General features: G+C 31.4%; 28 protein-coding genes, 1 pseudogene and 1 other annotated feature. Of the genes and pseudogenes, 7 read left to right on the top strand and 22 right to left on the bottom strand.

Translation table 11 applies throughout. The features are described from left to right. Positions 1-45: 45 nt before the first annotated feature. The 8 genes from BM319_RS09020 to ilvA form a co-directional block, all read right to left on the bottom strand. Entirely contained in the window at positions 46-1,362 is a 1,317-nt protein-coding gene (locus BM319_RS09020; protein WP_439097790.1) for an APC family permease, read from the bottom strand. A 50-nt stretch (positions 1,363-1,412) separates the two neighbouring features. Next, entirely contained in the window at positions 1,413-2,420 is a 1,008-nt protein-coding gene (tdcB, locus tag BM319_RS09015; protein WP_025568387.1) for a bifunctional threonine ammonia-lyase/L-serine ammonia-lyase TdcB, read from the bottom strand. A gap of 151 nt (positions 2,421-2,571) precedes the next feature. Next, positions 2,572-3,534 (bottom strand): L-threonine 3-dehydrogenase, encoded by a 963-nt coding sequence (locus tag BM319_RS09010; protein WP_025568388.1) that lies wholly within the window; start codon positions 3,532-3,534, stop codon positions 2,572-2,574. Positions 3,535-3,584: 50 nt separating this feature from the next. After that, positions 3,585-4,778 (bottom strand): glycine C-acetyltransferase, encoded by a 1,194-nt coding sequence (locus tag BM319_RS09005; protein ID WP_025568389.1) that lies wholly within the window; start codon positions 4,776-4,778, stop codon positions 3,585-3,587. Positions 4,779-5,641: 863 nt separating this feature from the next. Next, on the bottom strand, positions 5,642-6,832 hold the full coding sequence (locus BM319_RS09000) for an MFS transporter (RefSeq protein WP_025568390.1): 1,191 nt from the start codon (positions 6,830-6,832) through the stop codon (positions 5,642-5,644). Between the two features lie 112 nt (positions 6,833-6,944). Next, entirely contained in the window at positions 6,945-8,045 is a 1,101-nt protein-coding gene (locus tag BM319_RS08995) for an alkene reductase (protein ID WP_025568391.1), read from the bottom strand. Positions 8,046-8,119: 74 nt separating this feature from the next. Beyond that, the gene (locus tag BM319_RS08990) at positions 8,120-8,383 is read right to left on the bottom strand and encodes an ArsR/SmtB family transcription factor (protein WP_084006945.1); all 264 of its coding nucleotides are present in this window, start codon (positions 8,381-8,383) and stop codon (positions 8,120-8,122) included. A gap of 327 nt (positions 8,384-8,710) precedes the next feature. Beyond that, positions 8,711-9,970, bottom strand: coding sequence for a threonine ammonia-lyase IlvA (ilvA, locus tag BM319_RS08985; RefSeq protein WP_025568392.1), 1,260 nt, complete (start codon positions 9,968-9,970; stop codon positions 8,711-8,713). Positions 9,971-10,208: 238 nt separating this feature from the next. Here ilvA and BM319_RS08980 point away from each other — a divergent pair, with 238 nt between their 5' ends. Further along, on the top strand, positions 10,209-11,090 hold the full coding sequence (locus BM319_RS08980; protein WP_025568393.1) for a 5'-3' exonuclease: 882 nt from the start codon (positions 10,209-10,211) through the stop codon (positions 11,088-11,090). A gap of 28 nt (positions 11,091-11,118) precedes the next feature. Next, positions 11,119-11,883 (top strand): DUF695 domain-containing protein, encoded by a 765-nt coding sequence (locus BM319_RS08975; protein WP_025568394.1) that lies wholly within the window; start codon positions 11,119-11,121, stop codon positions 11,881-11,883. Positions 11,884-12,054: 171 nt separating this feature from the next. Here the strand turns inward: BM319_RS08975 and BM319_RS08970 are convergent, their stop codons facing one another. The 12 genes and pseudogenes from BM319_RS08970 to BM319_RS08925 form a co-directional block, all read right to left on the bottom strand. Next, a complete protein-coding gene (locus BM319_RS08970; protein WP_025568395.1) occupies positions 12,055-12,894 on the bottom strand; it encodes a YxiH-YxzG fusion protein in 840 nt (279 codons plus the stop codon). A gap of 70 nt (positions 12,895-12,964) precedes the next feature. Further along, positions 12,965-13,570 carry a DUF4304 domain-containing protein gene (locus BM319_RS08965; protein WP_175403507.1) on the bottom strand — a complete coding sequence of 202 codons (606 nt, stop codon included), beginning with the start codon at positions 13,568-13,570 and terminating at the stop codon, positions 12,965-12,967. Positions 13,571-13,813: 243 nt separating this feature from the next. Beyond that, on the bottom strand, positions 13,814-15,400 hold the full coding sequence (locus BM319_RS08960) for a HEAT repeat domain-containing protein (protein ID WP_091022199.1): 1,587 nt from the start codon (positions 15,398-15,400) through the stop codon (positions 13,814-13,816). Between the two features lie 129 nt (positions 15,401-15,529). Continuing rightward, positions 15,530-15,697 carry a hypothetical protein gene (locus BM319_RS25030; protein ID WP_254664606.1) on the bottom strand — a complete coding sequence of 56 codons (168 nt, stop codon included), beginning with the start codon at positions 15,695-15,697 and terminating at the stop codon, positions 15,530-15,532. 120 nt (positions 15,698-15,817) lie between these two features. Next, a complete protein-coding gene (locus BM319_RS25025) occupies positions 15,818-15,976 on the bottom strand; it encodes a hypothetical protein (protein WP_254664607.1) in 159 nt (52 codons plus the stop codon). Positions 15,977-16,063: 87 nt separating this feature from the next. Next, the gene (locus tag BM319_RS08950; RefSeq protein ID WP_025568398.1) at positions 16,064-16,408 is read right to left on the bottom strand and encodes a hypothetical protein; all 345 of its coding nucleotides are present in this window, start codon (positions 16,406-16,408) and stop codon (positions 16,064-16,066) included. Positions 16,409-16,581: 173 nt separating this feature from the next. Next, entirely contained in the window at positions 16,582-17,160 is a 579-nt protein-coding gene (gene plsY, locus BM319_RS08945) for a glycerol-3-phosphate 1-O-acyltransferase PlsY (RefSeq protein WP_025568399.1), read from the bottom strand. A 405-nt stretch (positions 17,161-17,565) separates the two neighbouring features. Beyond that, positions 17,566-17,706 (bottom strand): hypothetical protein, encoded by a 141-nt coding sequence (locus tag BM319_RS24650; RefSeq protein WP_175495585.1) that lies wholly within the window; start codon positions 17,704-17,706, stop codon positions 17,566-17,568. 101 nt (positions 17,707-17,807) lie between these two features. Continuing rightward, on the bottom strand, positions 17,808-19,031 hold the full coding sequence (locus BM319_RS08935; protein ID WP_029715260.1) for an MFS transporter: 1,224 nt from the start codon (positions 19,029-19,031) through the stop codon (positions 17,808-17,810). Positions 19,032-19,112: 81 nt separating this feature from the next. Continuing rightward, positions 19,113-19,363 (bottom strand) — a binding site (T-box leader). Between the two features lie 51 nt (positions 19,364-19,414). Continuing rightward, the gene (locus BM319_RS24645) at positions 19,415-19,585 is read right to left on the bottom strand and encodes a hypothetical protein (protein WP_175403508.1); all 171 of its coding nucleotides are present in this window, start codon (positions 19,583-19,585) and stop codon (positions 19,415-19,417) included. Between the two features lie 93 nt (positions 19,586-19,678). Beyond that, positions 19,679-20,134 (bottom strand): cell wall hydrolase, encoded by a 456-nt coding sequence (locus tag BM319_RS08930; protein WP_025568400.1) that lies wholly within the window; start codon positions 20,132-20,134, stop codon positions 19,679-19,681. A 407-nt stretch (positions 20,135-20,541) separates the two neighbouring features. Then, positions 20,542-21,000, bottom strand: a pseudogene (locus BM319_RS08925) (DUF6882 domain-containing protein). A gap of 458 nt (positions 21,001-21,458) precedes the next feature. Between BM319_RS08925 and BM319_RS08920 the strand changes: the two are divergent. Genes BM319_RS08920 through BM319_RS08910 form a run of 3 tightly spaced genes read left to right on the top strand, consistent with a single transcriptional unit; the run spans position 21,459 to position 22,319 of the window. Beyond that, positions 21,459-21,857 (top strand): hypothetical protein, encoded by a 399-nt coding sequence (locus BM319_RS08920; RefSeq protein ID WP_025568401.1) that lies wholly within the window; start codon positions 21,459-21,461, stop codon positions 21,855-21,857. A 12-nt stretch (positions 21,858-21,869) separates the two neighbouring features. Further along, positions 21,870-22,073: a helix-turn-helix transcriptional regulator gene (locus BM319_RS08915; protein ID WP_025568402.1), complete on the top strand. Its 204-nt coding sequence runs from the start codon at positions 21,870-21,872 to the stop codon at positions 22,071-22,073. A 39-nt stretch (positions 22,074-22,112) separates the two neighbouring features. After that, positions 22,113-22,319 (top strand): hypothetical protein, encoded by a 207-nt coding sequence (locus BM319_RS08910; protein WP_025568403.1) that lies wholly within the window; start codon positions 22,113-22,115, stop codon positions 22,317-22,319. Positions 22,320-22,749: 430 nt separating this feature from the next. On the opposite strand, the gene BM319_RS08905 is transcribed toward BM319_RS08910, so the two are convergent. Next, the gene (locus tag BM319_RS08905) at positions 22,750-22,947 is read right to left on the bottom strand and encodes a hypothetical protein (RefSeq protein WP_025568404.1); all 198 of its coding nucleotides are present in this window, start codon (positions 22,945-22,947) and stop codon (positions 22,750-22,752) included. A gap of 207 nt (positions 22,948-23,154) precedes the next feature. Beyond that, entirely contained in the window at positions 23,155-23,703 is a 549-nt protein-coding gene (locus BM319_RS08900; protein ID WP_025568405.1) for a histidine phosphatase family protein, read from the bottom strand. 282 nt (positions 23,704-23,985) lie between these two features. Here BM319_RS08900 and BM319_RS08895 point away from each other — a divergent pair, with 282 nt between their 5' ends. Together BM319_RS08895 and BM319_RS08890 are read left to right on the top strand one after the other, a co-directional pair. After that, positions 23,986-24,798, top strand: coding sequence for a MerR family transcriptional regulator (locus tag BM319_RS08895; protein ID WP_025568406.1), 813 nt, complete (start codon positions 23,986-23,988; stop codon positions 24,796-24,798). 88 nt (positions 24,799-24,886) lie between these two features. After that, positions 24,887-25,570: a DUF554 domain-containing protein gene (locus BM319_RS08890; protein WP_025568407.1), complete on the top strand. Its 684-nt coding sequence runs from the start codon at positions 24,887-24,889 to the stop codon at positions 25,568-25,570. Positions 25,571-25,630: the final 60 nt, after the last annotated feature.

Genomic DNA, 25,630 nt, shown 5'->3' with positions numbered 1-25,630 from the left:
AGTGTATGGTTACATTCAAAAAGGTAGGAAAAATTCCTACCTTTTTCACTCATCATCTACGACAACATGATTTTTCCCTAACATGTAATAAACAGGAAGTCCAATTAACGTTAAACCAATTCCCCAAAAAGCTAAAATAGTTTGCGTCATTAGTGTATTAACGACTATAAAGATCCCCCCAATTATTGCGATTGAGAGAACTAAAGGTAAAAAAGGTACTTTATATGGTCTTTTTAGATCTGGTTCCCGTTTTCGTAAAATATAAACCGCAATAAATGTTAATGTATAGAAAATCCAAATGACAAATACTAACATATCAGTTAATAAGTCAAATCCACCTATAAACATCATAAATATGGCAACTATTAGGATAAATAGACCAGCATTATATGGAACACCAGTTTTAGATAATTTACCAAACCAACTACTAAAAGGAAGTTTTTGTTCTCTAGCCATTACATATGGAACCCTCATACCTGTCATTGTATAGCCATTAATTGTGCCAAATACAGATATCAAAATTCCGATTGAGACGAGTTTTCCTCCAAAGTTACCGAATAAGACTTTCGAAACTTCAGTGGCAGGTGTAGATGTACTAGCTAATTGTTCTGCGGTTAATACAAATAAAAAGGATATGTTAATTAAAAGGTACACAGCCATTACAGCTGCTAAGCCAAATACGATTGCTTTTGGCAAATCATTTTTAGGGTTTTTCATTTCTCCGGCTATATTTCCTACGAGTATCCAACCATCGTATGCAAACATCGTAGCAAGTAAAGCTGATCCAAGTGCTGGTAAAAAACTTCGATCACTTCCTACTTCAACTGGAAAAAGTTGAAAAGTTACATTTCCTTCATGTAATAATCCAAATATAATCAAAATCGCCAACGGTATTAGTTTACAAAACGTAAAAAGTGATTGAATACTACCAGCAGTTTTTGCTCCCAAAAAATTCATTAAAGTGATAAAAATTGCAGTAACTACAGCAATAATACTTACAGTGAATTGATTAGAATTGGCAGGGACACCAAAGATGGAAACTGCTTGCGTACCAAATATGATCGAGAGAGCGGCAATATTAGCTGGAAAATAGATAATCGTTTGTGCCCATCCGAGTAAATAGGCAGTCAGATCTCCATATGTGTGCTTTAAATAGGCAATCATTCCTCCTGTTTTTGGAATTGCTGCGGCAAGCTCAGCACCTGATAAACCAGCACAAATTGTAATAATGCCTCCAATAATCCATGCTAATAAGCCTAAGCTCGCAGATCCAGTTGCGCCATATACAGCTGTGGCTTTAAAGAAAACCCCACCACCAATTACAGTACCAATTACAGTAGTTAAAGCTGCAATAAATCCCATTTCTCTTCTTAATTTATTTTCCGACAATCGGATCACCCATTCTTAATAAATCACTTTACTTCATTTCCAAAGAAATGTTCACAAACACTGGAAATTCTCTCGAGGTCAACATTACCACCCGATATGATCGCTACTACTTTTTTATCTCTTATATATTTTGAAGCTTTACCAGATAAAATTACTGCTGTCGCTAGTGCACCAGAACCTTCCACAACTGCTTTACCGCGCTGTAGTAAATCCTTCATTGCTACTTCTATTTCATCCTCACTTACAAGAATTATTTCACTTACTAATTCTTTTACAATTTCATATGTTAATTTCCCTGGAACTTTAACAGAACAACCATCGGCTATTGTAGGAGCAATATAGTTACTCACTATTTCTCCGGCGTCTATTGATGCTTTCATGCCATGTACATTCTCAGCTTGAACTCCAATTATGTCTATTGAAGGGTTAAATGATTTCAAAGCGACTGCAATTCCCGAAATAAGGCCACCACCACCAATTGGAACAATGATTGTATCAACATCCCAAAGATCATCTAAAATTTCAATCCCAATAGTCCCTTGACCAGCCATAATGTAAATATCATCATAAGGATGGATGAATGTTTCACCAGTTTCGTCTCGTACTTTAGCACAATAGTCTTTCGCATCATCAAAAGTATCACCGTATAAAATGATATTTGATCCGTAGCCTTCTGTTGCTTCAACCTTTGCTTTTGGTGCAGATGAAGGCATGATGATTTTACTCTTAATATGTAATAGCTTTGAAGATAATGCTACACCTTGTGCATGATTACCAGCTGAACATGCGATAATTCCTTTACTTCTTTCTTCATCAGTTAAATGATAAATTTTGTTAAATGCACCTCGAAATTTAAATGAGCCCGTTAATTGCATATTTTCAAGTTTTAAATAAATTTCTCCATCCGACTTTGAAGTTAAATAAAATGATTTTACTAATGGTGTTTTTCGAACTTTACCCCCTAAAAGTTCATATGCAGTTTTAATCTCTTTAATCGTTAAAGGTAAACCCTTGTGATCTAAATTATTCATCTTCTAACTTCCTTTTTTAACAGCATTTTAATTTTTCATTCTTGATACATGATAAGTTTGTGTCAAAGTACTAAACAAAATACCAAAAACAGGAATTAGTAAACAAAAGGGAAAATAAAAAGAAGGAGACAACTGTCTCCTTCTTTTTTGATTAAGCTTGAGTTACGTTTAACTTTGCAGCTAATTTATTTAACATATCTTCAGACATACGATCTAAATCAAATTTCGGATCGAAGCCCCACTCTTCTTTTGCAGCTGAGCTATCAATTGAATTTGGCCATGAATTGGCAATACCTTGACGAATAGGGTCAATGTCGAAATCTAATGTAAATTCAGGGATGAATTTACGAATAGATGCCGCGATTTGAGTTGGTTCAAATGACATCGCTGAGATATTAAATGCATTACGATGTTTAAGTTTTGATGGATCTGCTTCCATTAACTTAATAATTGCATCAATTGCATCAGGCATATACATCATATCCATGTATGTTCCTTCACCGATAAATGAAGTATATTTCTTATTTTTTAATGCTTCGTAATAAATATCAACAGCATAATCAGTAGTACCTCCACCTGGCACTGTATCATAAGAGATTAAGCCTGGGAAACGTACGCCGCGAGTATCTACGCCAAATTTTTCAAAGTAATAATCACATAATAATTCACCAGCTACTTTTGTAACACCATACATTGTAGTTGGACGTTGGATTGTATCTTGTGGTGTGTTATCCTTTGGTGTTGCTGGTCCAAATGCACCGATTGAGCTTGGGGTAAAGAATTTTAAGCTTAATTCTCTCGCTACTTCAAGAGCATTCACTAATCCACCCATATTTAAGTCCCAAGCTAATGTAGGTTTTGCTTCTGCAACTGCTGATAAAAGAGCAGCTAAATGAATGAAAGTATCAACTTCATACTTTTTAGCAATCTCTAACATTTTTTCTTTATCCATTACATCCAAAATTTCAAAATGACCAGTTTCTAAAATTGGACTACCTTCAAGACGGCGAATATCTGTCGCAACAACATTATCATTACCGTATTCATTTCTAAGACGCATAGTTAATTCTGAACCGATTTGTCCAAAACAACCAGTAATTAATATTTTCTTCATTCCTTAGTCCACCTTATAGTAATAAAATATATCGAAATTAATTTTTAAAATTATTGAATAACGTTTAATTCACGACCAACTTTTTCATAAATAGCTAAAACTTCATCTAGCATTTCTTTAGTATGCGCAGCTGTTGGCATATTACGAATACGACCAGTTCCAAGTGGTACTGTTGGGAATACGATTGACTTCGCATAAACTCCCTCTTCGTATAAACGTTTAGAAAATTCTTGTGTAAGATTTTCGTCACCGATAATACATGGTGTAATTGGTGTCTCAGACTCACCAATATTAAATCCAAGTTTTGATAAACCAGCTTTTAAATAATCTCCATTTTCCCAAAGCTTGTCGATTTTTTCTGGTTCTTCAGACATAATACGAATTGCTTCAATACATGCAGCAGCATTTGCTGGTGTTAAAGAAGTAGAGAATAAGAAAGGACGTGCACGAACTTTTAACCAATCGATTAATTGTTGCGAACCAGCTACATATCCACCTACAACACCAACTGCTTTAGAAAGTGTACCAATTTGGAAATCAATTTTATCTGATAATCCGAAATGCTTAACTGTTCCAGCTCCTTTACCCATAACGCCAGAACCATGAGCATCATCGATATATGTAATTAAGCCAAATTCTTCAGCAATTTTTACGATATCAGGAATATTTGCTACATCTCCATCCATAGAGAAAACACCATCAGCAATGTACATAACTTTCTCATATAAGCCACAAGTTGTAGCTTCTTTTGCTTTTTCACGTAAATCATCCATATCTTGGTGTTTTACACGAATAATTTTTGCCCCAGAAAGTCTGCAACCATCGATAATTGAAGCATGGTTTAATTCATCAGATAGAATTGCATCTTTTTTTGTCATAACTGCTGAAATAGCACCCATATTACAGTTAAAACCAGATTGGAATGCAATAGCAGCCTCTGTATGTTTAAATTCAGCAATCGCTTTTTCAAGTTGATCGTGGATATCCATCGTACCATTAATCGTACGTACCGCTCCTGCACCAACTCCATATTTTTCAGTCGCTTCAATAGCAGCTTGTTTTAAACGAGGATGAGTCGCAAAACCAAGATAGTTATTTGAAGATAAATTTATAAATTGTTTACCACTAATTTGAATAGTAGCTTCGTTAGAACCTTCTAAAGAGTTAATCTCATTATAGAGCCCTTTCTCTTTTAACTCAGCTAACTGTGGAGTTAAAAATGCTTCTAATGTCTTGCTTGACATAAATACCAGCTCCTTAATTAAGTTTATTTATCTAAAAGGAGTAAGCCCCCATTTTATATCTATTACTTATTATTAAATAAATATAAAAAATTATCGTTTTATTATTTTCCATTTTTGTAAGAGAAAATTTTTTATGTACTGATTACAATATGCTTATTTGAGGCTTTCCGAATTCAATTATAAATCGGTTACATTGCATTAGGAATACTTTTATTTAAAATTTATTCGAAAAAGGTTGAATTTAATTTATTATAAAGATTCATATAATTCGAATATTATTCAATTTGTTTTTTCAGTAAAATATCTAGGGGTGAATAAGAGGTGAAAGAAGAATCATGTCGATTTAAGTCTTAGCTGTAAAAATATGTTTGAAATGTGTAAAGATGAGGCGTTGCAAATAAACATTTGAGAAGTGCAAATAAAATTTTAAAATGGCAATTAAAATTATCAAATTTGCAATTAATATCCGTATACCGCAATTAAAATCCAAAACCGCAATTAAAATCCGAAAACCGCAATTAAAATCCATAAACCGCAATTAAAATTACCAAATCTGCAATTAAATCCTAAAGAATCGCAAATAAAATAAATAATTACCTATACTGGTAATGGTATTTTGACTTAAAATCTGTGTAGTTAAGATCCTTTCATATCGAAATAAGCAAAACTTCTCTGATTCTTATTAAATCCATTAAAAAATTTCTTAATTTCTCTAAAAAAGATCGATCAAAGCACACGTACATTCTATTTTCGACATTAAAAAGGGGCGCCTATTTGTCAATTTATCCGACACATAAGACAGCCCCAATAAAGTATAAATTATTTTTTCACAAAACTAAGTTTCCAATTATAAATTAGTCCATTTAAGCTCTTATTTGTGTGCCAACGGCTTGACTGATTTTCTTTTCATTCATTAAATAACGTGATAATCCAACCGTAACGATTAAAGAAACCACTACAGGAATTGAGCCCATCCATGTAATTGAACGGATGGACAATTGACTGACTGCAAGCCCTCCGATTGCTGCACCAAATGCAAAGCCTAATTGCATCATTGACTGATTTAAACCTAATAAAACATCAGATGATTTAGGAGAAATTGTTGCTAAGTTAAATTGTTGTGTTGCTCCAGATGACCATCCAGAAAATGACCATAATGTAAGGATAATGATCACTGTATTGATTGAACTAGAGATGAATGATAATAATAAAATCGATAATATATTAAGTACTAATCCTCGTTTTAATGTAAGCGTAATCCCCCACTTGTCTGCACTGAATCCCCCGAATTTAGATCCAAATAAACTAGCTATACCAAGTATTAGAAGAGCAAAACTTAAAACATGATCGCTCATCTTAGTAGTTTGAATAAGATACGGTGATAAATAAGTAAATACGATGCCATATCCGCTCATTAAGAAAAATGTAATAGATAAGGCTAATGCAATTTTTGGTTGTTTAACCAATGAAATTTGCTGCAATAATGGAATCGGTTGATTACCATGTGTTTGTGGAATTGTTTTAACGATAATTGCTAAAGAGATTAAAACAAATATGGCAACCCCAAGAAAGACCAGTCTCCAATCATAGGCAGCTGCTATAAATCTACCAATTGGGACACCTATAATGAGTGAAGCAGTAAATCCCATGACAACAGTTGCAATTGAACTTGCCTTTTTATCTGCTGGTGCGATCTTTGCAGCCAAGCTTAGTACAGTTACAACTGTAACTCCTGCACTTAATGCCATTATAATACGCGCAACCATAAACAAACCGTAACCAGGTGCAATTACTGCTAATAAATTACCTAAAATAAATACACTTAAAGAAAATAGTAATAATTTTCGTCGTTCCATTTTAGCTAATACGGCCATTAATATCGGTGTACCGATCGCATAGATTAATGAATACACCGTAATTAGTTGCCCTGCAGCTTCAATCGAAATACCTAATTCTTCGGCCATTTTATCTAAGATACCTGAAATAACATATTGTGAAGTTCCTACTAAAAAACTGATCATTGCTAAAATATAAATTTTCCCTTTATTTGTCATAAACTAATTCCTTTCATCATAATTATATATTTCTATAAATACCGAAATAGTAAACTTTAGAGAAGGAAGCCACTTGATTAGCTTCCTTCTTACTATCTATTCAAATTAAAGCTTAGATTAGAACATTTAGATGCTTTTTAACATCATATTCTTCAATTGCTTCACCTTTTTTCAAACGGTGTATAAGATCTGGATTCGAAATTAGAGGACGTCCAAACGCAGCAACATCAATTGTTCCTTCAACGATTGCTTTTTCTGCCATTTCAGGATTTAACGTTCCTACTCCAACAATAATTCCATCCCAGTACTTTCTAACAAGCTGATGCATCGTTTTACCATCTGCAAGTATACGATCAAATTGCATAATCGAAGGATGTAATAAAGTTGCACCAACTTCTTTGAATGCTTCAATGAATGTACGAATTGCATATTCTGGGTCTTCCCACATATAACCCGGAATATCAGCTTTATGAGCAGAAAATCGAATCATTGTTCTTTCAGTACCAATTGCTTCGATAACTGCTTTTATTACTTCTTTCATGAAAGTTAATCTTTCTGGAAGATCACCACCGTATTGATCTGTACGATGGTTTGTAACATCTGAATTAAATTGGTCGATTAAGTATCCGTGTGCAGCATGAATTTCGACTCCATCAAAACCTGCTTCAATGGCATTTTTAGCTGCTTGAGCATATTGATTGATTACCTCTTTAATATCCTCAGTAGTCATTTCTTCAGGTATATCATACGGCTTACGAAAACGAGAAACTAATCCTTCTGCAGGAATCGCTGATGGTGCTTGAGGTGGCTTATTTCCAGCAAGCTCGTGATGAGATAATCGTCCTACATGCCAGATTTGAGAAATCATTGTCCCTCCCTCTTTATGAACAGCATCCGTTACTTTTTTCCAAGCTTTTATTTGATCCTCAGAATAAATTCCTGGAATACCTGGGTAACCTTTTCCTCGTGGACTAATGACTGTTCCTTCAGAAATAATCAAACCTACGCCATCTGCAGCTCGTTTGCGATAATATTCAACTATATCCTCGCCAACTACACCCGTTTGATCATCTGCAAAACTTCTTGTTAATGGAGCCATTGCAGTACGACTACGTAAATTCCAAGCACCTATTTTTACTGGTTCAAAAAGTTTACTTTCTAGACCATTTTCTAATTTTCCCCAACTAGTATTATCTTTGCTTACTAAACTCATATTCATTTCCCCCTTAGATTATTCGGTATTTCTATAAATACTGAAATATAAAGTAAAATTATACCGCTTTATTTTTAAAGTAAAGCGGGTGCATATTTTTCCAAAACTTCTCGTTGTAAACTATAGTATCTGAAGGTTCCTTCTTTGCGGACTGTTAGCAAGCCACAATCAAGTAATGGTTTTAAATGATGTGTCAATGTAGAATTGGCCGATACTTTTATTTGATTTTTCATTTCTGAACAAGCTAATTCAGATTGCTTAGCAAGTACTTTAACAATTTGTAAACGAGTAGATTCTCCTAATGCTTTATAAACCTTTACTGCAATATCATCGTTCACCACTTTAACCTCCTCTCAAAAACCAACGCTTATTTCAGTATTTCTAGAAATATTGTATTTTATGTAGTTTATGATGTCAAGTGCCACGATTTCAAAAATATTTAAAACAGAATTAGCCTAATTTGAAGCAGAGAATAGTTGAACTTTAAGTGATAGCTTTTCTTAATTTTAGGGTGTTGTATTTTTCTGAGAATATACTTTAAGAAGAAATGCGGACAAATTATATACTTCGAAGTGATACGTTCATAAGCATTTTTGATGATAAAACCAAAAACCCACAAAGAAAATATTACCTTGTGGGTTATTTCACTATAGTAATTAAATAGTCTAAATAAGTAAATTAAACAATGTTGGATTATTATTTATTTCCATGAATTGAATTTCATGACAATTCATTCGCTCAATCAATGCTTTGTAATCGGATTTATTGGCCAATTCTATTCCAACTAGTGCTGGCCCATTGTCCTTATTGTTTTTCTTTGTGTATTCAAACCTCGTAATGTCATCGTTTGGTCCTAATACTTTATCAAGAAATTCACGTAATGCGCCAGATCGTTGTGGGAAGTTGATGATGAAATAATGTTTTAGTCCTTCATGAATTAAAGACCTTTCTTTTATTTCTTGAAGTCGATCAATATCATTATTTCCACCAGATACGATACAAACGACATTCTTCCCTTTTATTTCATCTTTAAATAATTCTAAGGCTGATACAGACATAGCTCCAGCGGGCTCTGCAATGATTGCATTTTTATTGTAAAGCTCTAAAATTGTTGTACAAATTTCACCTTCTGGAATAGCGACAACTTGGTCAAGTACATCTCTACAGATTTCATATGTTAAATAGCCAACTTGGCCAACCGCTGCTCCATCAACAAACTTCTCAATAAAAGGTAAGGTTACAACTCGTCCATTTGCAATCGATTCAGCCATCGAAGCAGCACCCATCGGCTCTACTCCAATTACCTTTGTTGAAGGACTAATTCCTTTTATGTATGTTCCAACCCCAGAGCTTAACCCACCTCCGCCGATTGCTACGAAAAGATAATCTACTGGACGGTCAATTTCATTTAATATTTCAACTGCTACTGTACCTTGCCCTGCAATTACATCTTGATCATCAAATGGATGAATAAATGTCATTTGATTTTCATTGCAATAAATTTGTGCATTTTGATGAGCAATATCAAAGGTGTCACCGATTAAGATAACTTCAACATATGGTCCACCAAAGAATTTCACTTGAGATACTTTTTGATTCGGCGTTGTTGATGGCATAAATATTTTCGCATACACCTGCAATTGATTACATGTATATGCTACGCCTTGAGCATGATTGCCTGCACTCGCACATACAACCCCTTTGTGTCTTTCTTCATAAGACAAGTTGCTAATTTTGTAATATGCCCCTCTAAGCTTAAATGAGCGGATTATTTGTAAATCCTCTCGCTTTAAAAATACGTTACAATCATATTTTTCACTAAGCATTGTACTAATCTGCAAAGGTGTTTTATTCGTAACTTCTTTTAACGTATTATAGGCAACTAAAATATCCTCAATCTTAACAGTACTTTTTACTTTCTCCATATAACTACCTACCCTTTGCATTTTTTTATATAAACTCCATTATAGTAAAAGTTAATTAATAAATAAACAGAAAATTCTATATTCTAATGAAAGTTTTATGTCATTACACATGAATGCAATAAAATATGCTTAATATCGGTACTTTCATTCTAATTGGCAGTAATACACTAGTTATCATTTTCGGTAGGATATGCTATCATTTTGATATTAAATATATAGATATTAGGTGATTTATAAAATGGAAAATCAATCTTTATTATTAATTGATGGCTTTAACTTATTAAGTAGAGGTTATTTTGCAACTTCTTATGGCAGAAGTGATGAACAACTTTCTAAAACGAAAGATGGCGTTTATATAAATGCATTAAGAGTTTTTATTCCTAAGCTTTTTAACTTAATTAAAGAACATGACATTACTCATCTAGCAATTACTTGGGATGTTAAACGTGAAGAAACAGATCGTCGAAATAAATATGATTTTTATAAAGCAACTCGTGGAGAACTACCATCGCCACTTATCGAACAATATTTCACTTTAAAAACAGCATTAGAAGAAATCGGTATTGCTCAACTTGAAATGGCACCTTATGAAGCAGATGATTTAATGGGAACCTTATCAAATAATTGGTCTAATTCTGTAAAAAATAAATGCTATATTTATAGTAATGATCGAGACTTATTACAATTAATAAACGAGCATACCTCTCAAATCATTGCTCAAAAAACTGGTGAAATTGTATACTCCTTAGAGCACTTTAGTAATGATTATGGAATCCATCCAAAACAATGGGTTGATGTAAAAGCATTATTAGGTGATTCAAGTGATAATATACCTGGTTGCCCTGGAGTAGGAGAAAAATCGGCTATTCCATTAATTCAACTTTATAACTCAGTTGAAGAATTGTACGAAAATATGGAAAATCTTGATACTAAATTTAATCGCTACAAAAAGAAATTAGAAGCAGGTAAGGACTCTACTTTTATTAGTAAAGAGCTTTCTGCGATTACAATTGATATACCTCATTTTGCTGAATATACATTTGAAGATTTAAAAATTAATATTAATGAAGAAAAATTGTCACTAAAACTTGAGGAATTAGAAATTCGTGTTAAGCGATAAAAGTCAAATTTATTTAGGAGAAATATAAATGTCTGAGTATTGGAATGCGTATTTTAGTTTTATAGATGATAAACCTGCTACTGTAGTATTAGATATGGAAGTAACTGAAGAAGTAAATATTGAAGATTATCCAACTATTGTTTGTATAAAACTACAATTAAAAAATCCAGACGAACGAGGTTTTCCTAGTAAACATGAATTAAAAGTTTTAGAAAAAGTTAATAAGGAAATCGAAAAACGAATTAATCCAAAACTCTACCTTAATGTTGGAAGAGTTACGACTGATGGTTTTAGAGAACTTGTCTATTATACTTCGGAACAAGATCCTAAAATGCTAATTGAAGTTGCTGAACAAATCATTGTAGCCAATAATTACGCATTTGGAGTGTATGGTATGGATGAAGAGGAACTTTGGGAATATTATTTCGAATTTCTTTATCCAAATCAATACCACTTGCAGCATATAAGTAATGCTGAATTAATTGAGCAATTAAAAAGATCAGGTGACAAATTAAAATTACCTCGTAAAGTCGAACATTTCATTTTATTTAATGATGAAATAAAGATAAATGAGTTTATTAACGAAATAGCAAAAGAAGGATTTAATTTTGAAGGAAAGTATTCAAATATTGATGAAGATTTAGATGAAGAGTATGAATTTACTGTCCGTATTTCTAGAGAAGATCATGTTGATGTAGATAGTATTGATGAATTAACTGATTTCTTAATTGAAGCTTCAGAACATTTCGGTGGTCATTATGATGGATGGGAAACTCTTGTTATCAAAAAATAAACTTTAACTTCAAATCTAAAATATGCTTAAAATATAGAAAAGAACACTACGGTTTTTGAGTAACTAAAAAAGTAGTGTTCTTTTTATTTAGTCATTAAGAAATTAACTTCTAAGGATGGAGGATGGATTCCATTTACCTTCACAATCTTTTCAATAACTATAAATCAATATTTAAGAAAAAGTAAATTCATCATCTTTTATTATCTTATGTAATCTTATCAATTTATCTGACATAGAAATGAAATGGTTACTTTCACCATTACCTAATCCTCTTGTTCTCCCATCGATTCTCCCTATCATTTCATGTTTTTTCTTCCCAATTTCCCAACAATAAAGTTCACCTTTTGAATTATAGCCACCATAAAAATATGCATACTTACATCTTATGCTTATAGCATGTGAACCACGAAATTTTACAGGGACTTTATAAGTGTTTATTTCTCTTGATTCAGGGTATAGTTGTATCAATGGAAATTGAGAATATGGATATAGCCATATGGACGATCCCTTCCCTTTAGAAATTGCATAACAATCATCTATAATCGGACCTTTAAATAAATCAGAGTGATATCTAAAAAGCACTTTACCTTCTAAGCTGAATAACACTAAACCCTCTGTAGAAATTCCACTTCCAAAAACACCTTCATCAAAATAACTAATCCAAATCCCTTCCTTACCTACTTCGACATCTTCTACACCATCTCCACAGTTAAAGGAATCTACTATAATACCATTCATATTTAAAATAAAAACATTATCCTTTTTTAATTCTTCCCTAGAATCTACAATAACAATTGTCTCCCTATCTACCCATCTTACAATTGGGAAATCTACCTCAAGATTGAGTGAAAGAAAATTTTCATCATTAAAGAAGAGGGTATACTTCTTTTTTTCCTTAAGAAGTACTATTAATCCATATTCATCTTTCCAATCTGCATCTATTATTTCGTATGTATCAAAGTTAGATTCTTCTTTTGAAAATGCAACAGTATCTATAATTAAATCATTCAAAAAATTTCCTCCAAACACATTTAAACTATGATTTTAATCTCTTAAAAATTGAACTATCTAAGGTATGCTATTAATTCACGTTTATTCCAATTTTTGTGGAAAGTTCCTTTATATACTCTTTTTGTGTATCAAACTTGGATGTTAAATATACTTCTTTCATTCTTTTTTGTGCTTTTTCAGGATAACCGTAATAATGATAAAGAAGTGTTAAATGATGTGGGCATTCCCACTCCCCCTGTTCTTCCATTATTTCTATAAAATTAATAATATCTTCGACTGTTTTATACTGTTCAAAATAAGGAATTATAACATTTACAATGTCACTTTCCACCTGCTTTTTTATTTCTTCAATATCCGTATTATCTGATATCTTATACCAATTTTCACGTATATTTTTTATATCACTTATTCGTAGTCTTAACATCGAGTATAATTCCAATGGAAATATTGGAGATTTCATTTCAGATAAAGTGGTATATACTTTATCGCAATAAATTCCAGTATTAAATAAAAACTCTACTTCATTTTTTGTATTCCATTTAGAAGATTGGATGTTAACAGTCCAGGCAAAGTCAGGAAATATTTTAGCAAAGTTTTTTCCTTTCTTCTTAAATCCATTTTCTTTAAATAAAGGTGCAATTGTTTCTTTGACTATTTGATTTAATTCATTCTGCATACTCATATTTATCTCCTTGAATGAAATCGTCTGTTACGATTCATACATAATAATTTAGCTTAATAAAACCTAAATGTCTTATTGCACTAAACTAACATTTACTTCAATAAAAAAAACGACTAAACAGCGCCGATCATGTTGTTAAATTATACCATTCGAGTCTAAGTGAAACATTCGAAACTCTAACTATTATTAATTTCTGATTCCATAATAAATGGAACAAATTTTGTATCATAGTCAAAATTATTGAAACCCTTTTATATAGAATTCAATATCTTTTACTTCTTGTTTTTCTAATTTTCTACCATATTTAGCTAATGTGTATTTAATAGCTTCAATTTGATTCATAGTCGGTGAATCAAAAATACGGTTAAAATTTCCTATCCATTTAACAAAATTTTTTCTCCCTATATCTGAGATTACAGTATCTTCCGTATTTACATAAAACTCAATAATATAGTTAATCGCATCCCATTTAGATAGTGAACAAAGTAAAAGAGCTAAATTATATTTTGTATGTTCATATTTAGTTTCTTTAAACAAATTAGATAATTGTTCTTTCATATCATTATAGTAAACTTTAGTTAATGATTTCCTAGCAGCATTAGCTACTCCTTCTTGTTTATGATCAAGCAGTCTCATAAAATATTCCTTTTGATTTTCTCCATCTAACATAGATATTGCATAGATAGCGGCTTTAACTATTGAAACATTAAGATTACCTAAAAACGGAATTATCAACTGGACGTGCTCTTTCTTACCTACTTCGCCTAACCCTAATATTGCTCCACGAAGAAATTGTTCCGAATTGATCATACGAATGTAAAAAGGAGCGAAGTCAGTTATGTTTTGCTTTTTTAATAAGAATCTTGCAATAGATCGAATTGTACCACTTTTATCTAATAGTGCACTTTCAAGTTCTAAAACGCTCTCACCTGGAAAGAAAGAATAATATTTCTCTAATACCTTTGCACGAATCATTGGAAATTTATCCTTTTTCAAAATAGGGTAATAGTTTTTAAATTCATTAACACTAATATCACCTATTATTTCATTAAAGAGTAAAAGACGTGGGTGAGGTTCTTTTTCTAGTTTAAGATAATTTATAAGTATTTCTTTATTAACTAATTTGGAATATATAATCGTTTGATAACAGAAATATCTAATCTTAGTAAAGTCTGATTTTGTACCCTCGTCTAAAAAAGGTAACGATTCCTTTTGGGATAACAACTGGACTACATCTTCAAAGACACTATTATCATTTCGCTTCGTGTTCTTTAACTTAAAGAATAGTGGAAGATTACTTACGATGTGATTTACATTCTTAATTGTTAATCGAATCTTGACATATTTCTTAGCAGTCTCTCTTATCTCTGTAACCCAGTCGTTACATCTAATAAGTAAATAAGGCAATTCTTTACCTGAATCATCCAAATTTAATAAATGTATCGCTTTTTCTCTAAAATATCCATTTGGATGAAAACTACATAATCCTAGTATTATTAACTTCTCATCATCAGACATATCCGGTAATAATAAATTCTCTGGGGATTCATTTCTCCAATCATATGACCAATCTAATGAAGTTCTTTCTCTAAACAAGTTATCAAGCTTTGATAATTCAAGAATGTTTAACGAAATGACATATTCATAAAGAACTTTTGCTGTTCTAATTTTTAGATCATCAGAGCTAGTTAATAAAAATGAAAAAATAGTGGGTATTCTTGTTAATTCATACTCACTCGCTTTTAGCATATTTTCTATATACTCCTTAGAGTAACTATCTGCAGGGTACAATGTTTGTTTCTTTTTAAAAAATCTGCGTATCATACTATTGTTCCTCCTCTCTGCAACTTAACAAATGAATCCTTCAATATAATTGTAAAAATAAGAACCGATCAAACTGATGCTATGTGTTTTTCAACTATTGCAATGCTTTAGTTGCATAAGAAAAATGAATTAATCTTCACTAATTACACCATATCTCATTTTTTCTCCAATCCATGAACTAACATCTCTCCATCTAAGTCTTTTAGATGAGATCCAACTTACACCATAATCTATATTCTTCTTTGGACTCCAACTACTGTCATCACCCCAATAAATTAATTCATCTTCAATTAACAAAGAAGCTCCATAAATTACTGAATCAGAGTGTTCTGGAGGAGGTGATATGTGGAATTGTTTTACACCTTCAAACAATAATTCTATTGCTGATGTATTTTCAAACTGTCTTTGAAAAAGTATTCATACATTAGTTCCCGATGTCATAGCCATTGTTAAATCTTCATCTACAAAACTATCTGTCCACAAATATAATTCTTTTAAACAACTATCATGGAATCCTCCAAATAAAATTTGAAGTTTTTTTATATCCTCAGTTGTTTTAATCTCATTCCATTTCATTATTACTCACCATCCCACAACAATTCACATTTGTAACTAAAGCACTTTATTAGCTGCATATCATTAAATAAACTAAGGTTTCTATACTTAATCACCAAGTGCGATGATGAATAAATTTTGTTCGATTGCTTCTAAACAAAGCTCTTTTAACTCACTTGCAAATTTCCTTATTTCTTTTTCCATTCTGTCATATTCTGCTTGGTAATTACTTAACAAATAATCAGAAATACTGAGTAATTCTTTTATTTCTTTCTCTGAAAAAAGCTTATCACTGTATTGATCTAAATCAAGTAATAAACGTAAGCTTACATTATTCCTTTCCTTACCACGAAGATGAAAGTGAATATTTTCAGAAAACTTCACATTTCTATTTATATCTAACCAGTCTCTTCTTCTTTTGCCTTTAGCTAAGGTAAAATCAATACCTACCATTTTGTACACCATCCCAAAAATTAAAAACTATTTGAATTAACATAGAAATTCATATTAATAAGCTTATCATTTCTTATTCCACGAAACTGCCATTTCGTTGAAAAAAAAAAGAAGCCGATCACAGCTCCAAAATGTTATCGAACTAAAGCATGCTTTAGTTCAATAAGTAAACATTAATTTTTAACTATTTTGTTCTCTGTTCCATTTACAATTCTCTTTATATTTTGTCGATGTAGAATGATTATTGTTAAGCTTATTAGTAGAGAAAGGGCAATGATAACTTTATCTTCAAATATAAGACTGTAAATGAATAATGCTATACTAGCCAACATTGAACTTAGTGATACATACTTAGTAAATAGCAAAGTTAACACAAAGACAACAAAGCCAACAAAAACACCTAAAGGAGTCAAAAATAAGAAAACTCCAGTTGCTGTAGCAACAGCTTTTCCACCTTTAAAACTAGCAAAAACAGAAAATATGTGCCCTAATATGGCTAATAAACCACATACAATAGGGTTAACTGTGGAACCAAGTATTAAGGGAAGTAGACAAGCAAATGTACCTTTTAATATATCAGCAATTGCAACAATTACACCTGCTTTTAGGCCTAAAACTCTATAAGCATTCGTTGCACCAAGATTACCACTACCGTAATTACGAATATCTTTCTTATAAAACAGTTTACCGATTACTAAAGCAAAAGAGATTGAGCCAATTAAATAACTTACAATCAAAGTTATAATGTTCAAAGTACTATCTCCTTACATAGTTTGTTAAGTAAGTATTTCTATTTATTGTATATGATTTTTCTGCAATCCTACTTACATTAACCTTGTTACTTGAATACTTTTTTAAATTAACTACTTCGATGTCTTTCCTGAGTAACCCTCTTATGTAACTAAACTGCCATTATATTAAATAAAAAAAGCCACCTATATTGGCAGCTGGTATTCAACTCAAACATGCTTTTAGTTTAATAAGAATTCATACACTCTTCAATTTTATCTATAATTTCATTTTTTTCCTTTGATATAAATTCTACTAAAGGCTTTTCCCAGTTAAAATTCTGTATTAGGTTTATTTTAAAAAATCCAGAATTCAAATTGCGCTCCCCATACCAACCTAAATCTAAAATTAGATTCTTATCACTGTTTTCAAGTTTGCAATAAATCCTCATTAAATTCCCACCAGTTTTCATCATTTTCATCAATTAATTCTTGTGGATCCAATTCAATGAAAGAGTTAAAGGTAACTTTCCACCCAGTTTGAATCCGAAGAGGTTGTAGTTTTTTCATTAAATCCCTCCTAATTAACAAGATTCTCTGCACAAGCTTATACAATAAAGCATCAGTTAGTTGCATAAGAACGAAAATTTTTTTTACTAAATTCTAAAAACTTATTTATATCCAATGCTTCTGAAATAGTTTTCGTTTGAAGGTCGGATAATAAATACACTTAAAAATACCGCTAAAAATAGCATAATAAGACTTCCAGCAATTACTGACATTTTAATCGATACATAGTGAGTAGAATATCCGATTAGCATAGTTGAAACTATCACTAATATTGCCTCAACAAAACCATAGATACTTCCAACTCTTCCCATTATCTTAACATCTACGTTGGATTGGTAAAATGTATCAAATCCCGTATTTGCAAAAGACAACGCAAATGATAATATGAAAAATCCGAATCCAGCCATTGAAAAAGAATTAGAAAATGAATATACGATATATCCTAATGATAAAAAAATTGTCCCAATCCCCATAAGCCAAGAAGGATGTAGTCTTTTTGCAAAAATTGTATTATTAATTGCACCTATACCAATTCCTGCTCCAGCAATACTTACTAGAACACCATATTCTGAATTACTCAAATGAAGTACGCTCTTTGAAAACACTGCTTCTAATGAATCAATAGCAGCCGTTAAAACTAATATACTATTAAACAAAAAATAAATTATCATAACGTAACTTGATTTACGGCTGAACTTTAAAACCTCAGTTAAATCTTTCCTAATTAGTTTGAAGGAGAGCTTCTCATATTTTACCTGTCGCATTGTTACCTTATCCAAATTAGGCAAACAAGCTGTTACAATTCCTGAAATGATAAATGAGATCGCATTAATATTAATAGCAAACATAGGTGTGCCAATCAGAAAAAGTAGTCCTGCGATAGCTGGTCCAGTTAGGAATCCTCCAGATTGTACTAAACTACTCAAAGCATTGAATCGAATCCTCTGATTTTGTGGAATTAATTTAGTTATATAAGTTGTTGATGTTGGATAAAACATTGAGCTTCCCATATTGACGATAAATACGACGATAAAGATCAGGTAAACAGATGATATACTTGGTAATAAGAATATTAATAATCCCCTCAAAAAATCCAAAAATACCATTAAATTTTTTTTGTTAAATCTGTCAATTAAACTACCAGCCCATAGGTTAGTAAGTAATGTTGCTAATGGTTTCAAGACATAAAGAGTGGATACAGCCAAAACAGATTTCGTCATATCATAGATAATTAGATTTAGTGCGATTAAATAAATCCAATCTCCAATATTTGAAACGCCTATTCCAAATAATAAAAGCAAAGGATTTTTCCAAGTAATATACATCTTATTTTTTTTTCATTTTACACCTCTAAATAAATTTTTTAATTTGTACAAATAAAAAAACTCGCCCTCCAAGACCGTAGTCTTGGGGACGAGTTTACCTATCGTGTCGCGGTGCCACCCCAGTTTGTTAATATGTCATCACATTAACCTCATTAAGTACATTTTAAACATACTCATACTCTATAACAGGAGCGCCTGTCATACCATCGCCATTATTGGTTCCGATATGAAACTCAGAGTCTTGCTTCAATGGACCATTCATACTCCTTTTCAGCAACTGGAGCTCTCTAAGATGAATGAATTCTATTTACTCTTCTCTTCAAAGTTTTTATAATTTATTTTTATACTATTATAACTTTTCTGTCTTATTTGTCTACTGTTTTTTATTTATTCATTATTGCATTATTCTGCCATTTAGTCGAAAAAAAAGCCACCTGGATTGGTAGCTGCTTGTCAGCAATTTGCTTATAAGAATAACCTTCTTCTTTTAAACGGATTGCTTCTGCCTTAATTTCCATACTATATTTTTGAAACTTTTGTCCTTTTTTCGCCATAAGAAACACCCCTTAAAATCACTGTTGCCCAAATGTGGGTTTTTCAACATCTACTTTAAGGGGTGCAGTCTAAATTTCGGCTCTTTTTTTATATTATATTTCGTAAATTTCCGCACATTCCGCACCAGTCGGCTCATAAAAGCAATGATTCTTCCAAACCCCCGCATAAGGCTGACCATACCATTTAGGAGGACACTGGGTATTATGAACTCCCGCTCCCGATGGATTGAAATACCACAAAGAATACACAGCAGGATATAGTCGCCAATTCTGTAAACATTGTCTGGCAAGCTTTAAATAAGTCTCGGTCGCTCTTTGATAAAATGATGGCGATTGAATCGCGTCGAAGGAAGCGTCGCTCCCATGATATTGATAAATGACCTCTCGGATTGTATCAACATTTTTGAAATCTGAACACTTGACCAAGGCTCGATTTATCACTACAGCACCAACAGACAACATCCCCCTTTGTCCTTCCGCTTCCGCTTCGGTTCGGATTAATCTTGCCAATAATTCAACATCACTTTGATTGTATTTTATTCGAGCCATAGAAAAACCCCCTTTATTCAAGATATGATTTTTCACAACTTTTTACGTTAAAAAAACCTCGCTATTAGAAATGATAATTACATTCTTTAGGAAAGAAGGTTATTAATCAATGTCCAAAAAGCATATAACTAAAGCGAAAATTAGTGATATTAAATACATGTAAGGCTACGATGTTGCAGAAGGGACTGGTCTCTTTGATATGGAGTTACAAGGTATTGTCACCCTGTTTTTCGTAAATATAAAGAGAACAATAATACTAATAGCCTGCAAAGGATAGTAAATACTAAGTATATTCAAAAACAACCGATTTAATCAGTTGTTTCATTTTTTTAAGAACTAGCCTTTGGAAATAGAATTGGTTGCCCTGGATCATCAACTAATGCATTGCGTTAGTTACATAAGGAATTCTAATTTAGTGACATAATTACCATAAACAATTGACTCCTTCCATCAGGGGATATATACATTCCCTTAGCGTTGAGGTGTTCTACGGCAAATGAGGTTAATTCGTGAGCCATTTCCTCATCACATTCGAAAAATGGATTGGTAAAAATACCAAAGCCTGTTTTCTCCTTCAGTTCTTTTAACACTATTGAATTATTTTTTACATCCTCAGTCATACTTTCATTACCCCAAGACCACATCCAAGTATTACTATTACTTGACCAGGAACCAATAAAAATCACATTAAATTCTAACTTTACATTACCACCTGTTTTAAATTGTAAAATTCCAGTTTCTTGATCATACTAGTACTCTTCAAAACTACCTATATTGTAATTCTTGAATAATTCCTCTTGTTTTTTTTCTAACTTATCGTAGCAGTAATCAAGATATTGATCAAATTGCTCATCCGTCATAGTCATAATATTCTCCATTCTAGGTTAATCATAAAAACAAATTTGATATATAACTAAATCATGCGTTAGTTATATAAGAATTAAAAAGAGAGAAACTCAAAGTAAAAAAGAGTTTCTCTAAAAAATAGGTGATATTGGTAAGAAATTAAAACAAGAAATGTAATATTATTATATAAAAATTAATATGAATTGTTTTAGTATACGCCTTTTATTTGGAAAATCATGTAAATAATTCATAAAAAAATCGAATATTCAGCTGATAATCTTGTACAACTAAAGCGTGCGTTAGTTATATAAAGGTTCGCTCATTATATTCTTTATAACTATTACTTAATTGGCTTAAGATTTTACATATTGACATTTTTTTAAAATAACAGTAACATGAAGTAGACTTCACATGAAATGAACTTCACATGAAGAAAATTTCACTTTTCGCGTGGTTAATGGGATAGGAGAGATATATTTTGAAAAATATGTTTAGGGATCGCTTTTTATTGTCAAGTTTGCTCATTGTATTTGGGAGTATAAAATTAATTTTCAATAAATCGGTAGGATTTAATTTCGGATTTATCTTGTTATTATTAGGCGGAATACTTTTGTTATATTCAATAGCCTCTTACATTAAATCTAGAAATAACACTGAAGTAGAAAAGGAATTATCAAAGGAGTATGACGAAAGAGATATGATAATTGATGGGAAAGTTGCCTATTTTTCCTTGAATTTGCTTGTATGTGAACTTTTAATTTTTATGTTTTTATCCAATTTTGTTGTAATTTCAATAAATGCTGCATTATTTATACTTTTAGTTTCATTGATAATAAGTGATATGGTATCTAGAAAATTTTATAATCATGTCCTTTAATTAGGAGGAGTTATGATAAATAGAGTGAAAGAATTGAGAATGGAACATGATATAACACAACAAGAATTAGCTGATAAAGTAGGTGTATCTTCAAGAACGATCATCTCATTAGAAAAACAAAAATATAATCCATCTGTTCAACTTGCATATAAAATAGCTTCAGTTTTCAATTTATCAATTGAAGAAACTTTTATTTTTGATGAAGATGACAAATAGTTTCATTACATTACTTAAACAAACAACGGAGGAACGAAAATGCTTATAATCTTATTTATTTTTGGAATAATTTTAATTACTTGGGGTCTTTATCGTATGAGAACAGACAAAGGCTTATTTGGAAAAAGTCAAAGAAGTAAAAACATATTCAATTTAATATTAATGGGAGAAGCATCTGGATTAGGACAATTTTTGGGTGGAGTTTTATGTATTATCATAGGTATTATCGCGTTTTTTATTAAGTAGTAACAAATTAGAATATAAGTTTTAATAGTATAAATCTCATTTTTTACTGAACTTAAATCTAAAGAAATTAGTCATTAGTCGATTAATAAAAAATAAAAGCATGTTTTGTTCAAGCTATTCAAAACATGCTTTTCATTTTTTTATAATCCTTAAAAATGTTACTTTGGTATTTAAATAATGCTAAAATCCTTCTATAAAATCAACTAGATATAAACAACTAGTAGCCAAACTAAAGTTAGTATCCAAAATTGCTAAGTGATCATATTTATATATGCTATTTTACTATACAACTATCGCATGAATTAGTTCAATAAGAAAAAATACTCTTGATTATTATTCTATTTTAAACTTTAAAGGTTCTCCCAGTTCAGCAGCATATTAGCAGCTCTTGATCTTCAACTATTGCATGCGTTAGTTGGATAAGGAATTACTACCATCCAGTAAAATAAAAAACTAGCCCTATTGCTATGCTTAGTAATATTCCTCGTTTGTATAAATACTTTTTTTGATGTTTTTCAAATTTAGCCCCCGATAAACCTTCTTGTATCTTTATTATCGAAAGAACTATCAGCCATCCACATACAATACTACCAAATATATTAAATGTTAAATCAAATAATAATCCCATTATTATCTCCCCTAAAATAGTTGGAAATTTTTTCTATAGGTTAATTATATCAATCCTTATTCTCTAAGCGTATCATTTTTTTAACATTCCTTATGTAACTAATCTGCCATTTAGTTCAATAAAAAACTCAACAATCTTCTCTAACTGAACCTCTAATTTTAATAATCTATTAGCTTAGGCGAATTATATTTTTTCTTACCAACTCTCTTATTCAACTTCCCACAAACGTTCACAATCAAACTCATTATCCTTACACTTCAAAAGAAAAATATCAGGATTACTTAAACTTTTCCAATTCTCAAAACCAAATTCTTTGTTAAACTGTTTTATTATTAAAGACATCAAATTCCCATGAGTTACAATGATTGTAATTTGATTTTCACTTTTGATGATTTCATCTATTACGCTTATTGCACGATTAGTAGCTTCTTGACTTGATTCGCCACCATCAAATTTCAACTCCATATCTTCAAATGTGGCTTCTAATTTTTCAAGCCAGTCGGGTAAATCAGTTGAGCTTAGCTTACGTTCAGATAGTCGCTCATCGAGATCAATGTCTATATTCTTTTCATTACTAGTCGGTTCGATTGATTGAATTGCTCGTAAAAAAGGGCTTGAAATAATTTGGTCAACTTTTATCTTTGAGAAAAAATCACTCAATTGCTTAGCTTGTTTTGAACCTCGCTTCGTTAGATTCGCCTCAAATGGCTGTCCTTCTGCTTCACAGTGTCTAATTAGATAAATCTCTTTTTCCATGTAATCTGCTCCTACTTAATTGATTAATTTTACAAATTTTCTCTCTATTTCCTTATATTATCATTTAAAGTCCTAATTTTGATAATTGAATTTTCTGATCTACATATTGAACATTTTTTATTAATTGATGACAATCTGAATTGAATGTATTATTTAAATTAACAATCTTTCCGGAAAGTAATTACATTTATCAAAATTTAACAATTTGGAGCTTATTAAAATTAAAGGATATTTGATAATAAGGAATATCATTTTCATGGCAAATAGAGGAGTTTTTAAGAAATGAAAGAGTATTTTACAATTGGTGAAGTATCAAAATTATTCCAAGTTAAAATTGCGACTCTTAGGTATTATGATCAGATTGGTCTCTTACGTCCAGAATTTACCGATAAAAAGACCAACTATCGATATTATTCAACTCAACAGTTTGAAAGGCTGAATTCGATTAAATATTTGAGGGCTCTTGATTTACCAATAAACGAAATGATTGATTTTTTTAATTATCGGGAAATTGATGCTCTTGTTGAAATGTTAAAAAAACAAAAAGATGAAGTTGCCAAAAAGAAGAATGAATTGGAGATTATTGAAACGAAAATATCACGCCGTTTATTACAAATTGAAGATGCTGTTAGTACACCTTTAGATGTAATATCAGAAATAACACTTCCCGAAATGCATGTAGCTTATTTACGCCATGACTATGTTATAGGCGATGATATTGAATTACCTATTACAGAACTAAGGAACAGTTTTGGGATTAATGAGGAAATTTTTTTAGGGAAAATTGGCATCTCAATCTCAGCATCAAATTTGAAAAAGAATGTTTTTGATAAATACTCCAGTATTTTCATGATACTTGAAGATGGAGATCACATTCCACCAACTTCCATTCTTATTCCATCAAGAGACTATTTGAGAGTTCGATTTAAAGGTACTCACATTGATGCTGTTGATTATTATAAGAAATTATTGACGTATATGAAAAAACACAATTATAAACTGTTAGATGATTCCTTTGAAATTACACTTATTGATTACGGCTTTACTAACGATAATGAAAAGCATGTCACGGAAATTTTATTACCTTATGAGTAAACTAAATGATAAAAACCTACTTGACCCTCTAGTTACTAGAGGGTTTATTTTTTATTAATATACTATTAATAAAAGGAGAAATCGAATTATGTTTGGCACGATTTTTAACACATTGATGATTATAGCCGGGAGCTTGATCGGAAGCATCTTTAAAAAAGGGATAAAAGAAGAATATCATGAAATCCTTATGCAGGCGATGGGATTAGTAGCTTTAGGATTAGGGATCAACTCACTAGTACAACATTTGCCTTCTAGCAAATATCCAGTACTTTTTATTGTAAGTCTGGCCATAGGCGGATTAATTGGACAAAAACTCAAGTTAGAATCAAGATTTAATAGCTTAGTTAATAAATATTCTAAAGGTAATTTGGCTGAAGGATTATCAACCGCTATTTTATTATTTTGTATTGGAACATTATCGATTTTAGGACCAGTAGAAGCAGCGTTAAAAGGGGATTATACATACCTTCTTGCAAATGGTACGTTGGATGGCATTACTTCGATTGTTTTAGCATCCACTTTTGGGATTGGAATCATTTTTGCTGGAATTGCATTATTTACATGGCAGGGATCCATCTATTTGATTGCCATACTAATGAAGAATTCTTTAAGCACTGATCTTCTAAATGAAGTGACGATTGTAGGCGGTATATTAATAATAGCGTCAGGCCTAAGTATATTGGGGATTAAGAAATGTAATACTTTAAATCTTCTACCCTCATTATTGATTCCTCCTATTGTCTTTTTATTTATGCATTTATTCCATTTATAATGTTTGTGTAATTAAATAAAAAATTTGGGAACCTTCGTCAAAATGAAGGTTCCTCTAATT

It is taken from the genome of Bacillus sp. UNCCL81 (assembly GCF_900112535.1).
GTDB lineage: Bacteria > Bacillota > Bacilli > Bacillales > Bacillaceae_G > Gottfriedia > Gottfriedia luciferensis_B.
Note: the sequence above shows the minus strand (reverse complement) of the source record. Positions and strands in the feature narration are given on the sequence as shown.

Excerpts from the sequence above, each read along its gene's own strand:
- BM319_RS08960 (WP_091022199.1), bottom strand. The coding sequence starts at position 15,400 with ATGATACGCAGATTTTTTAAAAAGAAACAAACATTGTACCCTGCAGAT.
- BM319_RS08910 (WP_025568403.1), top strand. The coding sequence starts at position 22,113 with ATGCTTATAATCTTATTTATTTTTGGAATAATTTTAATTACTTGGGGT.
- BM319_RS25025 (WP_254664607.1), bottom strand. The coding sequence starts at position 15,976 with ATGAAATGGAATGAGATTAAAACAACTGAGGATATAAAAAAACTTCAA.
- BM319_RS08975 (WP_025568394.1), top strand. The coding sequence starts at position 11,119 with ATGTCTGAGTATTGGAATGCGTATTTTAGTTTTATAGATGATAAACCT.
- BM319_RS08995 (WP_025568391.1), bottom strand. The coding sequence starts at position 8,045 with ATGAGTTTAGTAAGCAAAGATAATACTAGTTGGGGAAAATTAGAAAAT.
- BM319_RS08935 (WP_029715260.1), bottom strand. The coding sequence starts at position 19,031 with ATGTATATTACTTGGAAAAATCCTTTGCTTTTATTATTTGGAATAGGC.
- BM319_RS24650 (WP_175495585.1), bottom strand. The coding sequence starts at position 17,706 with ATGAAAAAACTACAACCTCTTCGGATTCAAACTGGGTGGAAAGTTACC.
- BM319_RS08950 (WP_025568398.1), bottom strand. The coding sequence starts at position 16,408 with ATGGTAGGTATTGATTTTACCTTAGCTAAAGGCAAAAGAAGAAGAGAC.
- BM319_RS09005 (WP_025568389.1), bottom strand. The coding sequence starts at position 4,778 with ATGTCAAGCAAGACATTAGAAGCATTTTTAACTCCACAGTTAGCTGAG.
- BM319_RS24645 (WP_175403508.1), bottom strand. The coding sequence starts at position 19,585 with ATGGCGAAAAAAGGACAAAAGTTTCAAAAATATAGTATGGAAATTAAG.
- BM319_RS09020 (WP_439097790.1), bottom strand. The coding sequence starts at position 1,362 with ATGGGATTTATTGCAGCTTTAACTACTGTAATTGGTACTGTAATTGGT.
- BM319_RS09010 (WP_025568388.1), bottom strand. The coding sequence starts at position 3,534 with ATGAAGAAAATATTAATTACTGGTTGTTTTGGACAAATCGGTTCAGAA.
- BM319_RS08890 (WP_025568407.1), top strand. The coding sequence starts at position 24,887 with ATGTTTGGCACGATTTTTAACACATTGATGATTATAGCCGGGAGCTTG.
- BM319_RS08895 (WP_025568406.1), top strand. The coding sequence starts at position 23,986 with ATGAAAGAGTATTTTACAATTGGTGAAGTATCAAAATTATTCCAAGTT.
- BM319_RS08980 (WP_025568393.1), top strand. The coding sequence starts at position 10,209 with ATGGAAAATCAATCTTTATTATTAATTGATGGCTTTAACTTATTAAGT.
- BM319_RS08905 (WP_025568404.1), bottom strand. The coding sequence starts at position 22,947 with ATGGGATTATTATTTGATTTAACATTTAATATATTTGGTAGTATTGTA.
- ilvA (WP_025568392.1), bottom strand. The coding sequence starts at position 9,970 with ATGGAGAAAGTAAAAAGTACTGTTAAGATTGAGGATATTTTAGTTGCC.
- BM319_RS08930 (WP_025568400.1), bottom strand. The coding sequence starts at position 20,134 with ATGGCTCGAATAAAATACAATCAAAGTGATGTTGAATTATTGGCAAGA.
- BM319_RS09000 (WP_025568390.1), bottom strand. The coding sequence starts at position 6,832 with ATGACAAATAAAGGGAAAATTTATATTTTAGCAATGATCAGTTTTTTA.
- BM319_RS08900 (WP_025568405.1), bottom strand. The coding sequence starts at position 23,703 with ATGGAAAAAGAGATTTATCTAATTAGACACTGTGAAGCAGAAGGACAG.
- BM319_RS08915 (WP_025568402.1), top strand. The coding sequence starts at position 21,870 with ATGATAAATAGAGTGAAAGAATTGAGAATGGAACATGATATAACACAA.
- BM319_RS08965 (WP_175403507.1), bottom strand. The coding sequence starts at position 13,570 with ATGCAGAATGAATTAAATCAAATAGTCAAAGAAACAATTGCACCTTTA.
- tdcB (WP_025568387.1), bottom strand. The coding sequence starts at position 2,420 with ATGAATAATTTAGATCACAAGGGTTTACCTTTAACGATTAAAGAGATT.